The 13,506-nt window shown below is 68.5% G+C and carries 4 protein-coding genes; 3 read left to right on the top strand and 1 reads right to left on the bottom strand.

All coding sequences use genetic code 11. The annotated features are described in order from the left end of the window. Positions 1 to 450: 450 nt before the first annotated feature. Positions 451 to 3,447, bottom strand: coding sequence for an AfsR/SARP family transcriptional regulator (locus tag QRY02_RS19860; protein ID WP_285993022.1), 2,997 nt, complete (start codon positions 3,445 to 3,447; stop codon positions 451 to 453). Between the two features lie 467 nt (positions 3,448 to 3,914). Between QRY02_RS19860 and QRY02_RS19855 the strand changes: the two genes are divergently transcribed. The 3 genes from QRY02_RS19855 to QRY02_RS19845 all read left to right on the top strand — a co-directional run bounded on the left by QRY02_RS19855 (position 3,915) and on the right by QRY02_RS19845 (position 13,503). Next, on the top strand, positions 3,915 to 5,012 hold the full coding sequence (locus QRY02_RS19855; protein WP_285993021.1) for a BTAD domain-containing putative transcriptional regulator: 1,098 nt from the start codon (positions 3,915 to 3,917) through the stop codon (positions 5,010 to 5,012). A gap of 182 nt (positions 5,013 to 5,194) precedes the next feature. After that, positions 5,195 to 5,416, top strand: a complete 222-nt coding sequence (locus tag QRY02_RS19850; protein WP_285993020.1) for an MbtH family protein — start codon at positions 5,195 to 5,197, stop codon at positions 5,414 to 5,416. A 20-nt stretch (positions 5,417 to 5,436) separates the two neighbouring features. After that, positions 5,437 to 13,503: a non-ribosomal peptide synthetase gene (locus QRY02_RS19845; protein ID WP_285993019.1), complete on the top strand. Its 8,067-nt coding sequence runs from the start codon at positions 5,437 to 5,439 to the stop codon at positions 13,501 to 13,503. Positions 13,504 to 13,506 lie beyond the last annotated feature (3 nt).

The following is a 13,506-nucleotide window of genomic DNA, read 5'->3' as shown; positions in this document are numbered from 1 at the left end:
GCAGATCCCCGCCGTTGCGCACTGCGGGGGCGGAGACGGTGCGTCGATGGCGGCGGTCGGCACAAACCCCCGGTGGTCCGGGCCGGACCCGATCTGAGTCGGACCACCGGGCTTCCAGCACCTCCGCCGCTGCCGGGACGCCGCCCGAATCTGACCTTCCCCATCAGCGGCCACCGATGCCGCCAGCGCCAAGTGGTGTGCGGGTTCGTGCATGGCCACGTCCGCCGCGTTCTCCAGCGTCGTGCAAGGGCAGATCGTCTCGTGGGCGACATGCGGCGGCACACAGCGACGTTGCTGCCGCCGCAGGCGCGCTGTCCCTGCTCGACGGCCGGCCTGCTGGGCGCGGAGCTCAGTGTGAGCGGAACATAACTACTCGACTGCGCAGCGGGTTCCCGACGGCGACGTCTGGAAATATGTGCCTGACAAGGGCGGGTTCACCGTGCTGGCTGCTCAAGATTCTGCCTGTCGGTCGGCCATGGTCTCGAGGTCGGCCAGGTTGCGCCGATACTGCTCGCGGTGCGGGAGGCCGCCGGCGTGCGCGCAGGTCAAGGCGATTTGCCAATGGTGTTTCGCGCGAGGCAGGTCCTGCTCGTCGTAGGCGATGCGGGCGAGGCCGTCGTGAGCTGTGGCCTCGGTCAAGTTGTCCCCATCGTCGGCGGTGAGTCTCAGCGACTCGCGGAAGCACGCCGAAGCGAGGGCCGGGGCACCGAGGTCGAGGTGGGTTTTCCCGAGGACCACGTGCGCGTGGCTTTGGATGTCGCGGTCGCCTATGCGGCGGGCGAGGATGAGGGCCGCGCGGGCTCCGTTGAGGGCGGCGGTGAACTCGCGACATTGGCGGTGGCTGTCCGCGATGGTGTAGAGGTTGCGGCTTTCGATCTCAGTCGCGCCGATCTCTCGGCTGATGGTCTTCGACCGTTCGAGGTTGTGTAGCGCGGCGTCGGTGTCTCCGCAGCAGAGCTGGGCGTGGCCGAGGTTGTAGAAGGCCACCGCCTGGATGTGCGGGTTGTTCAGAACGGGGCCTTGTGCCAGCACCTTCGTGGCGGCGGAGATGGCGTTGGCGTAGTCGCCAAGAGCAATGTGCGTGGCAGCGAGGTTGATCAAGGCCGCGGCCTTGTCGAACGGCGTCCCTGCCTTCCTCAGCAGCGTGAGTGCCTGCTGCAAGCTGGTTCGCGCATCGAGGAAACGGCCCAGGCGGAAGTGCGCGATCCCGAGATTGCAATACGCGCGACCGGCGCCGCGGTCGTTGCCGAGCTCCTGTTCGAGCGCGAGTCCCGCGCGCAGCGCCCTCAGCGCGGCGTCCAGGCGACGAGCGGTTATCAGGGACTTCCCGAGGCCCCGGTACAGGTCCGCTTCGACCTCCCGGGATACCCCGGCCGCGAGGCCGGCTTCATAGGCGGCCAACGCCTCGCTCAGATAGCCTTGACGCTGCAGAACCGGCCCGAACAACGACGCCAGCTCGGCGGTCTGCTCCGACAGCCCGTGCTCGCCGGCCAAGTCGATCAGCTCGGCGATGGTGACGTGCTCGGTGTCGACCACCGATCGCACTTCGTGCGCCGTGGTCATGTCCGGCAGCGGGTGGCGCCCCCACCTCCGCTCCTCGGTCCCCACCGGGTGCGCCACTTGTCCGGCCGTGTATCCGAGGTCGAGGTAATACGCCACGACGCGGCCGATCGCTTCGACGCGTTCCTCTTCGGCGCAGAGCGAGCGGGCGAACTGGCGCAGCAGGTCGTGGAACAGGTAGCGGCCGGGAGCACGGTTGACGAGCAGGTTGATGTCAACCAGCTCTTCAAGCCTCTGGCGTGCGTCGGCCAGCGGCAGGGCCGTGGCAGCGGCGGCGGCGTGCACCCCGAAGTCACCGCCGGGCAGCAGGCCCAGTAGCCGGAAGGACCGCTGCGTCGAAGCGGGCAGATTGTCGTAGGAAACGGCGAAGGCTGTGCGGACACTGCGGTCTTCCGCGGCCAGCTCGGCCAGCCGGCGGGTTTCGTCGCGCAGGAGGTCCGCAAGGTGCGAGATCGTCCACCGCGGTCTGCTGCGCAGCCGGGACGCGGCGATCCGGATGGCGAGGGGCAGGTAGCCGCACAGCGCCACCACGTCGGCGACCGGCCCATCCGCGGACTGCACGTTCGCGACCCGGCAGAACAGCCGGGCGGCGTCGTTCGGCGGCATCACGTCGATGGAAAGTAAGGACGCACCCTCCAGAACGGCGAGCCGGCGCCTGCTCGTCACCAGCACCCGAACCCCGGGTGAGGCCGGGAGCAGGGGACGCACCTGTGCGGTGTCGGCGGCATTGTCCAGGACGACGAGCATCCGCCGGTCAGCCATTACCGAGCGCCACAGGCCCGCCCGGAGGTCCAGGCCCTCCGGGATCTTCTCGGGCAGCACACCGACCCCTCGCAGCAGCACGTCGAGCGCCGCGTCCGGTGCTAACGGCCGCCGCCCGGGCGTGTGGCCGTGCAGGTCGACGAACAGCTGCCCATGCGGAAACCGGCTCTGGGTCAGGTGACCGACCCGCACGGCCAGGGTGGTCTTCCCAATCCCCGGCATTCCGTCGATCGCCGAGATGATCACGGCGGTGTCGGATGCCTGCTCTAGCAGGACGACGAGGTGGCGGACGTCGTCCTGGCGGCCGGTGAAGTCCGGGAGGTCGCGGGGCAGGGATCGAGGTTCCACGGCCGAGGGATCGGTGACCAGCGTCGCCGTGAGCGCGATGTCGCCGCGCAGCACGCGTTCGTGCAGGTCGCGCAACTCGGGGCCGGGGTCGACCCCGAGTTCGTCGGCCAACCGGACCCGATGCCGCTCGTACGCGCGCAGCGCATCCGCCTGCCTGCCTTCACGGCACAGCGCGGCCATCAGCTGCGCGACGAACGGCTCGCTGGTCGGGTGCTCGGCGGTGAACACGGACAGTTCAGCGACCAGATCAGCCGTATCGCCGGTGGCCACCCGCAGGTGGATCAGCAGTTCACGGGCAGCGAGCCGTTGCTCGGCCAGAGATGCCGCAGCCTCCTCGAACACCCGGCCGTCCAGTCCGGTGAACGCGGGTCCCCGCCACAGGGACAGTCCCGCGCGCACGGCCTCGAGGGCGTCGTCGTTCGCTCCGGCGCGGACCAGTTCGCGGGCGCGCTTCACCGAGCGGGAGAACCGCAGCATGTCAGCTTGGTCGTCGTCGATGCGCAGGCGGTAGCTGCGGGAGTCGGTAACCACCGTGGCTCCGGCGCGGCCGAGATCGCGCCGGAGCTTGGCGACGGCGTTGCGCACCTGGCTCAGAGCCGTCGCGGGCGGCTCGTCGTCCCAGAGTGCGTCAATCACCTGATCGGGTGAAATTGCCGTGTTCGCGCGAATGAGGAGGAACGCCAGCAGCCGCTTCTGACGACTTCCGCTGAGCGTGCAAGGGGCGCCGTTGACCGTTACCACAAGGGGCCCGAGTACATCGATGCTGACCTCGTCCACGCCCGAATTATCCACCTGAGCGGGGCGAGGCCGCAGGCACACGGAGGTAGTCGACCGCCGCCGTCCTCCCGGTTCGAGGCGGAGGGCGGGGCGCCGGCCAGCTCGATATCCGCCGCTCCCGCCCGTGGATATCGGACGGATATCGGCTTCGGGCAGCCTGAGGACGTGACTAGCCGAGTTTCCGACTGAAGGGTGTCTCGTGGCCGGCGAACCGATCGGGACCGTGTTGGCTGCCGACGACGACTAGGCATTCCCGTGGGCCGCATGGGTCAGGTCCGCCGAGTCCAAGCGCAGCTGTCTGCGTCCTGTGACCGGGGCGAACGACGAGGCGGGACAAAGCCGGCCTGTGGGCGACCACCTGCGCCGGAGCAGCACGATCCGAGCGACCGGCGGTCGCGGGTACGTCGGCGGCGCCACGCCAAAACACCCTGAACACACGGGCTTGCAGGATTTGTGGTGGGGGAATTGTGACAGGCATTCGTACGTTCGATTTGCGGCAGTTGAGCGATGTGGTTCGCGAGCACCGGCTGCGTGGCAACTGGACGCAGGATGAAGTGGCCGCGCGGGCCGACATCAGCGTGGGCAGCCTGCGTGACGTCGAGCAGGGCCGGATCGTCCGGCCCCGGGTGACCACTCTGCGCGGACTCGCCGAGGCGCTGGACCTGTCCGGGCTCGAGGCGACCGAGCTGATCCAGCTCGGCAGGCGGGGGCCAGTGCTGGCGCAGGACTTCTGCCTGCGGCTGCTGGGTCCGGTCTCGATGCAGGTCAAGGGCGCGACGGTGAATCTGGGATCGGTGCGGCAGCGCACCATCCTCGCCCTGCTGGGGTTGAAGAACGGCAGTTCCGTCGGCCGGGTCGAAATGGTGGACGTGATCTGGGGTGGTGAACCGCCTGCGACCGCCGCGGAGCTCATCCAGACCTACGTGGCGCGGGTTCGGCAACGCATGCAGCAGGCCGGACCCGCGCCTGGCGGCGGTGACGTGGCTCTGGTCGCTGCCGGTGGCGGGTACCGGCTCGACCTGGCCGACGACCAGCTCGACGTCGTGGCGTTCCGCGCGTTGGCGGAGGTCGCGCGCCGGCACTGCAGAGCTGGTGACCTGGAACTCGCTTTCCTCGCGTATCGGCAGGCACTGGGGCTGTGGTCGGACGACCCGCTCGCGGATCTGCCCGGTCTGCAGGAACACCCGGTGGTCACCGCTTTGGTTTCGCAGCGGCACGCGGCTCTGCAGGAGTGGGCCGACGTCTCCGCCCGGCTCGGCCGTCAGGAGGAACTCCTGCCGTTGCTGCGCAGCCTCGCCGATCGGGAACGACTCGACGAGGGCATGCACGCCCGTCTGATGATCGCGTTGGCCGGAACCGGTCAGCAGGCGGCGGCCCTGCAGGTTTATCAGATCATTCGCCTAAGGCTCGTCACCGAACTCGGCGTCGAACCCGGGAGCCAGCTCCGCGGTGTCCAGCACGCCATTCTGTCCGGTCGGGCCGCTGGACTGTCGTCCGGTCACGCGATGGAAAAGCCGGTGTTGCACAGTGCCTCGCTCCGGCGCGTGGCTCCGAAAAGCCGCTGATCCGCAGAGAACTCGTAGTTGTCCGGTGCGTCAGCCTTTTTATCCCCGTTGACCAGGGAATTCTCCGGCGTGATGACGCCGGTCCACTGTCGGAACCCGGTTTGGTGAACCAGTCACACTGGATGTAGTGATCGTGATTTGGTCCTGCTTTTTCAACTCATCGGCTGTGCTGAGAGGTGTCCATGTCGGAGATCGATTCGACCGCGACCGTTTACCAGGTCGTGCTGAACGACGAGGAACAGTATTCGATCTGGCGAACCGATCGGGAGATTCCCTCGGGTTGGTTCGCCGAAGGGACGACCGGCGCCAAGCAGGAATGTCTCGACCATATCTCGCGGGTGTGGACGGACATGCGTCCGAAGAGTCTTCGCCTGCGCATGGAAGCCGCCGCGCAGAGCAATTGACTGCCGCCTGACTCACGGTGGTGTGGAACGAACAGTGGGAGCTGGCAGTGTATTCGTGTGTCCACGACCTGATCGCCGCGTGTGCGGCGGAGAACCCCGACGCGGTGGCTGTCGTGGGTGCGGGCCTTGAGCTGACCTATCGTGAGCTGAACGAGTGGGCGAACCAACTCGCTCACCACCTCGTGGCGGTGGGGGTGGGGCCCGAGGCGCGCGTCGGCCTGTGCTTCACCCGCGGTCCCCGGATGGTGGTCGCGATGCTCGCGGTGCTGAAGTCGGGCGGCGCGTACGTGCCGCTCGACCCGGAGTACCCCGTGGAGCGGTTGCGGTTCATGGCTGCGGACAGCGGTGCGTCGGTGCTGCTGACCGAGTCCCTGGCGGCAGGATTGGTGACCGGCCTGTCGGCGGAAGTCGTCGACATCGACACCGCCCGCGCCGAGCTCGCAGCCCGGCCGGTCGGCGACGTCGGTTCACGGTCCACCCCGGACTCTCTCGCCTATGTGATCTACACGTCCGGGTCGACGGGCACACCGAAAGGCGTGGCGGTGGACCGCCGGTGTTTCACCGCGCACGTCCGCACGGCCGCGGCCGAACTGCTCGCCCTCACACCCGGCGACTGCGTGCTGAGCTCGTCCTCCTTCAGCTTCGACGCCTCGGTCGAGCAGATCTTCCCCGCGTTGAGCGTGGGGGCGAAGGTGGTGCTCCGCGATTCCGACGTGTGGACCGCGGCCGAGCTCAACGAGCAGATCAGTCATCACCGCGTTTCGGTGATGGAACTGGCTCCGGCGTATTGGGAACGGTGGATCGGCGAGTTGTCCGCCGCATCCGTCGAAGACCTGGGCTCGTTGCGCGCCATGATCCTCGGTGGTGACGTCGTCCCGGTCACCGCGTTGGAGGCGTGGCAGCGTCTGTTCCCAGGCGTGCCGGTGACGAACACCTACGGGCCGACCGAGACCACTGTATCGGCGACAGCTTTCGTGGTGCGTGAGCCGATTGTCACGAAGACCGTTCCGATCGGCCGTGCATTGGGGGAGCGGACTTTGTACGTGCTTGACGAGCACGGCGCCGCGGTCGAGGCCGGCCAGGTCGGCGAACTGAACATCGGCGGCCTGGGGGTGGCACGAGGGTACATCGGCTGCCCGGGCCTGACCGCCGAGCAGTTCGTCCCCGATCCTTGGGGGCCGCCGGGCAGCCGGATGTACCGGACCGGCGACTTGGTCCGCTGGGCAGCGCACGGCGACCTGGAGTTTGTCGGCCGGACGGACCGGCAGGTGAACCTGCGTGGTTTCCGGATCGAACTGGGCGAGATCGAGGCCGCGCTGCGCAGGCACCCCGGCGTCGTCGCCGCGACTGTCGTCGGCGGGCAACGGATCCACGCGTACGTCGTGCCTGGCGCCGGGCACGTGGTGACCGCCGTCGAGGTGCGCGACTTCGCTCGCGCGACCCTGCCGGGGTTCATGATTCCGGCCAGGGTGTCCATCGTGGATGACTTACCGCTGTTGCCGAGCGCGAAGGTCGACCTGGAAGCGCTCAACGCAATGGAGTCCGTGCGATCGGCGCCCTACGTCGACCCCCGCACGCCACTGGAGCAGCAATTGGCGAACGTCTGGGCCGAGGTCCTCGGCGTCGCTCGCGTCGGTGTCGACGATGACTTCTTCGAACTGGGCGGACATTCGCTCGTGGCCACGACGCTCGCCGGACGGGTCGAGGCACGTCTGCACCGTGCGGTGCGGGTTCGGACTGTGTTCGACCACCCCACAGTGGCCGCCTACGCCGAGCATCTGCTGTCCGTGCCGCCGCAGCCCGGCGCGATGATCGGCCGTGCGTCCGCGGAGGCAACCAGCAGGCCATCGTTTGCGCAGGAACAGATCAGGTTCCTGTGGGAAGCGAACCCGGCGAGTCACGAGTACCACGTGCCGATCGCCTACAGGCTGAGGGGACCGATCTCGGCCGACCGGCTGGAGGCGGCCGTGCGTGACGTGTGTGAACGGCACAGTGTGCTACGCAGCCGCATCGTCAACGACGACAGCGGACATCACCGCGTGGCGGTGGCTAACGAGCCGGCTTTCCGGCTTCGGCAAGCGGACCTCTCGAGCTGCGCCGAGCAGGAAGTTCGGCGTGCAGCGCTCGGCTTCGCCAGTGCGCCGTTCGACCTCGACAGCGAGTCGCTCGTTCGCGGCACGCTTCTCCGGACCGGACCGGATGAGCACCTGTTCGTGGTCGTGTTCCACCACCTGGTCTTCGACGGGTGGTCGGTGGGCATCTTCCAGGACGAGCTCGCGGCGAGCTATGCGGCGCGGTCCGCCGGCGTCACGCTGGACCTGCCCGAGCCGGTGATCCAGTATCGGGATTTCGCCGTATGGCAACGCAACTGGCTCTCCGGCGGCACAATGGACCGTCTGCTCTCTTTCTGGGGTGATGAGCTGGCCGGTTTGCGACCGGTGGAGCTGCCGTCGGACCTGAGCAGGCCCGCCGAGTGGACCGGTCGTGGCGACGTCGAGGAGTTCGTGATCCCACCGGAGCTGTTGGCCGACGTGTCCCGTCTTGCCAAGCAGCACAGCACCACGTTGTTCATGACGTTGCTGTCGGTCTACCTCGTGGTGCTCTCGCGTTACAGCGGTCAGCACGACATCGCTGTCGGCACGCCGGTCGCCGGTCGCGGCCGTCCCGAGGTCGACGGGCTGATCGGCCTGTTCGTCAACACGGTCGTCCTGCGCACGGACGTGTCCGGCGATCCTGCGTTCACCGAGCTGCTCGACCGGGTGCGGGAGGCGACACTCGCCGCATTCGACCACCAGGAGCTGCCGTTCGACAAGCTGGTCGAACGCATCCGTCCGGAGCGTGACCTCAGCCGCAACCCCCTGGTCCAGATGATGTTCGCGCTGGAGGAGTTCGTCACCGGCCAGGTCTCGCTCGGCACGGCGACCGGCGAGCCGGTCGAGCTCAACCTGGGCGCCGCCCGATTCGACGTGTCGATGCACGTTTCCCCGGAGGGACAGGGGTTCGTGCTCTACAGTCCGGACTTGTTCGCAGCAGGGACCGTGCGGCGGCTGATCGAGCTGTTCCTGCAGGTGCTCGGCCAGGTGGTGGCCGACCCCGGCCGGCGGCTGAGCGAGCTGGATCTCCTGGACGCCATCGATCGCCGCCGAGCTCTGCCGATCGCACCGGATCCCGCCGCCGAGCCGACGCGGTCTGTGGCGCAGCTGATCGCCGACCACGCCGTGGCGGATCCGAACGCGGTCGCACTGGCCTGCGACGGCGTCGAACTGACCTACCGCGACCTCGTCCACCGGGCGACTCGACTGGCCCATCAGCTGCGTTCGGCCGGTGTGGGCCGCGAAACACGTGTCGGCCTGTGCCTCGGCCGCGGTGTCGACGCGGTCGTGGCGATGGTGGCGGTCTGGCAGGCCGGCGGCGCATACGTGCCACTGGACCCGGAGTATCCCGCCGACCGGCTGCGGTTCATGGCCGAGGACTCCGGCGTGGCACTGGTGATCACGGCGCGGGCGCTGACCGGTGTTGCCGCCCGTACGAACGCGCCACTGCTGGCGTACGACCAAGATCCGCCGGCCGATCTCCCGGAATATCCCGAGTGGACACCCGATGCCTCGTCCCTGGCTTACGTGATCTACACGTCCGGCTCGACCGGCCGGCCCAAGGGAGTCGCCGTCGATCACCGGTCACTCATCGAGCACGTGCTCGCGGCACGCGACCTGTTCGAACTCACGGCCGCCGACACGATGCTCGCGTTCGCGTCCTTCAGTTTCGACGCCTCTGTGCAGCAGATCTTCTGCCCCTTGGCAGCCGGGGCGAAGGTCGTGCTGCGCCCGGCGACGGTCTGGACACCGCGGGAACTGACCGCGGTGATCCGCACCGAGGCCGTCTCCGTGCTGGAACTCCCACCCTCGTACTGGGAGACGTGGGCAGCGGAGCTGGCTGAGGACGACGTCGTGCGGGACGTGGGGCGCCTGCGTCTGCTCGTCCTCGGCGGCGATGTCGTCTCGACGACGGCCACGGCTCGCTGGCAGCAGCACATGTCCGCAGTGCGGCTGGTGAACGCCTACGGTCCGACCGAAACGACCGTGATCGCCACGGCGTACGAGATCCCCGCCGGGACCTCCCGGGCGCGGGTACCGATCGGACTGCCGTTGGCCGGTCGGCGCGGTTGCGTGCTCGACAGCTCCGGCCTGCCCGTGCCCGCAGGCGCGACCGGCGAACTCCACCTCAGTGGCTGCCTGGCACGCGGGTACCTCGGGCGACCCGATCTCACCGCAGAGCGGTTCGTCCCTGATCCGTTCGGCGGCCCGGGTGCGCGGCTGTACCGGACCGGTGACCTGGTGCGGTGGTCGCCGGATGGGTTCCTGGAGTTCCTCGGCCGGGTCGACAACCAGGTGAAGGTCCGCGGGTACCGGGTCGAACTCGGTGAGGTGGAGGCCGTGCTGGCTGCGCACGCAGTCGTCGGCCAGGCGGTGGCCACCGTCCGAGAGGACGTCGACGGCGAGCGCAGGATCATCGGCTACGTCCGTTCCGGTGGTGGAGAACTGCCGGACCTGCGCACGTACCTGCAATCGGTGCTGCCCGCGTACCTGGTTCCCGCACAGATCGTCGAAGTTGCCCAGTTCCCGACGCTGCCCAGCGGCAAAATCGACCGCGCGGCGTTGCCCGAGCCGGTGTTCGCAGCGCGGGCGGACCGTGTCGAGCCGGCCACTCCGACCGAGCGGAAGCTGGCCGGAATCTGGGCAGAGGTGCTGGGAGTGGCGGACATCGGCGTCGAGGACGGGTTCTTCGACATCGGCGGGGACTCCATCATGGCGTTGCGAGTGGTCGGGCTGGCCAGGCGTGCCGGGCTCGGCCTCACCGTGCCTGACGTGTTCCGTGCCCGCAAACTCCGGCAACTCGCCACCGTGGCCGAGGCCAACGTCCCCACCCCACGCCGCCCGTCGGTCCTGCCGTGGGCTCTGGTGTCCGATGAGGACCGTGCGGCGCTTCCTGCCGACGTGGTCGACGCCTACCCGCTCACCACGATGCAGGCGGGCATGCTGCACGAGTACCTGCTCGACCAGGACCGGGCAGCCTACCTGAACATCACCAACTACCACCTGCGGATCCCCGGATTCGATCCCGATGCCTTCCAGCGGGCGGTCGACCTGCTCGTCGAGCGGCACGAAGTACTGCGCACATCGTTCGACTTCGACCGCTACAGCGTTGCGCTTCAGCTGGTTCATCGCGTCACGCAGCTGCGCGTCGATGTGCAGGATCTACGCGGCCGGTCGCCGGAGGACCAGCAGCGCGCGGTACGGGACCACGTCGAGGAGGAGAAGCAGGTCCGGTTGGACCTGGGCACGTCGCCACTGCTGCGGCTGTTCGTCCACCGGCTGACCGAGCTGGACATCCGGCTCACTGTCACCGACTGTCACGCGATCCTGGACGGCTGGAGCCTGACGTCCCTGATCGGTGACGCGATCGACCTGCACAACGCGCTCGTTCACGGCCGGACTCCGCGACCGGCCGTGCCGCCGCTGCGTTTTGCCGACCACGTGGTGGCGGAACGAGAGGCGGCCGCCTCGTCCGCGGCGAAGGAGTTCTGGCGTGACCGGCTGCAGCGCCTGCGGGCCATCCGGGTGTCCGCCGGGACTCGGCAACGCGGGGCACAGGTGTTCCACGAGGTTCTACACGAGTTCGGCGAACTGGAACCGCGGCTGCACGAACTGGCCAAAGCTGCCGACGTGCCGTACAAGTCGATCCTGCTCGCCGCCTTCTACCACCTGATGGGTGTTTTCGGGCAGGACGAGGGCGCTCACTCGATTGGATTGGTGACCAACGGCAGGCCGGACGAGCCGGGCGCAGAACAGGTAGGCGGCCTGTTCCTCAACACGGTCCCGTATGGCTTCGCGTCCGGTGCCGGTACCTGGTTGCAGCTGATCCGCGCCGCCTTCGAGGCGGAGCGGGAATTGCTGCCGCACCGCCGGTTCCCGTTCGCCGAAATGCACCGGGCTGGACGTGCCGCGGCGGCCGTGGAGGTCGCGTTCAACTACGTCAACTTCCACCGCCTGCCGGACGAGGCGAGATCGGACTACTTCGGGGTCTCGCGGATCAGCATGCCGCTCGTGTGTGACGCCGAGTCGAGCGCCTTCGTCCTGCAGGCGGATGTGGCCCACGTGCCGGCCGAGACAGCCGAGCGGCTCGCCGACATGTACCTCGACATCCTTCACGACATGGCAGCCGATCCTGCCGCCGCGGTACGAGTCCCCGAAGGTCTCGTGACACCGCCGGCCGAAGAGCCGGTCCGGGCGGACGGAGCCGAGGCGGTACATCTGACCATCGCACGGCAGGCAGCCCTCACGCCGGACACTGTTGCATTGGTCTGCCAGGACACCCAGGTGACGTACGGGCAGTTGAACGAACGCGCTAACAAGCTCGCTCGCCACCTGCGCGCCGCCGGGGTGACCGGCGAAACCGTAATAGGCCTGTTGCTCGACCGCGGTGTCGACATGGTCGTGGCCATGGTGGCTGTGTGGAAGGCGGGCGGTGCTTGGATTCCCTTGGACACCACGTATCCCAGACCAAGGCTCGCCTACATGGTCAGCGACTCCGCCGCCAGGCTCGTGATCACCGATTCCACAGCGGAAGGCCTGGACGTACCCGTGCTCAGCCTGTCCGAACACGCCGACACGATCGCGGCCCAGCCCGCGACAGATCCGGAGTGGGCGTGCCCGGCGGACGCTCTGGCGTACGTGCTCTACACCTCGGGCTCGACCGGACTGCCCAAAGGCGTTGCGGTGGAGCACCGAGCGCTGGCCCGCCAGGTCCGCGCAGTGACGGAAAGCTACCGAATCGGCGCCGACGACCGGGTGCTGTGTTTCGCGTCCTTCGCCTTCGACCCTGCCGTGGAGCAGGTGTTTCCGACGTTGGCGGTCGGCGCTCGGGTGGTGCTGAGGCCCGACCCGTTGTGGACGCCCGCCGAACTGACCGAGCAGATTCACCGGCACCGACTTTCGGTGGTCAACGTGACTCCGGCGTACGCGCAGCAGTGGATCAGGCAGCCAAGCCAGGCCGACCTGGAATCGTTGCGATTGCTCATTTTCGGCGGCGACGTCCTGCCGCCGGCAGTCCTGGCTCTGTGGCGCGAGCGACATCCCGAAGTCCGGATCTTGAACGCGTACGGTCCCACCGAAACCACCATCACCGCGACGACGTTCGAGGCCGGACACGGCGACGCACCGCGGACACGCGTACCCATCGGACGCCCGCTGGGCGACCGGTCCCTGCGGGTGGTGGGACCACACGGTTCGACCGTTCCCGTCGGGGTGGCCGGTGAGCTGTACATCGGCGGCGCCGAAGTGGCCAGAGGGTACGTAGGCAAGCCCGCTTTGACCGCGGAGCGGTTCGTTCCGGCGCAGCACGGCGCGCGGTTGTACCGGACGGGGGACCTGGTTCGGTGGCTGCCGAGCGGTGACCTCGAATTTCTCGGTCGCGCCGACAACCAGGTGAAGGTCCGCGGCGTGCGGGTCGAACTCGGCGAGATCGAGGCCGGCCTCGTCCGGCTGCCCGGCGTCTGCGCGGCGGCTGTTGTTGCCCGTACGGACGCCGATGGGGACACGCGGATCTTCGCATACGTGACGTCCACCGACGGGCAGCGGCCGGTCGAGTTGCTCGAAGAGCTGAAGAAGACGCTGCCCGACAACATGGTTCCGGCTGCGGTGACCGTTTTGGACGACATGCCGTTGCTGCCGACGGGCAAGGTCGACCGCGACCGGTTGCCCGATCCGGAGGTGCCTGCCCGGCCGCCGTACACCGCCCCGCGCACCCCCGTGGAGGAGGTGCTGGCGGAGGTGTGGGCGGAGATCCTGCACACCGACGTGGTCGGTGCGCACGACGACTTCTTCCTCCTGGGAGGCCATTCCCTGCTGGCTGCCACGCTGACCGGCCGGATCTGGGCAGCGACCGGCGTTCGTGTCCCACTGGGCGAACTGATGGCCAACCCGACCGTCGCGGACCTCGCACGCGTCGTGGAGCAGGCTGTCACGGCCGAGGTCGACAGTATGTCCGAGGCTCAGTTGCGCGCCCTGCAGACCAACGAAAGCGAATGACAC

The sequence above is a fragment of the Amycolatopsis sp. DG1A-15b genome, from assembly GCF_030285645.1.
In the GTDB taxonomy this organism is placed as follows: domain Bacteria; phylum Actinomycetota; class Actinomycetes; order Mycobacteriales; family Pseudonocardiaceae; genus Amycolatopsis.
The sequence above is the reverse complement of the archived record's forward strand: the minus strand, read 5'-3'. Positions and strand labels throughout refer to the sequence as shown.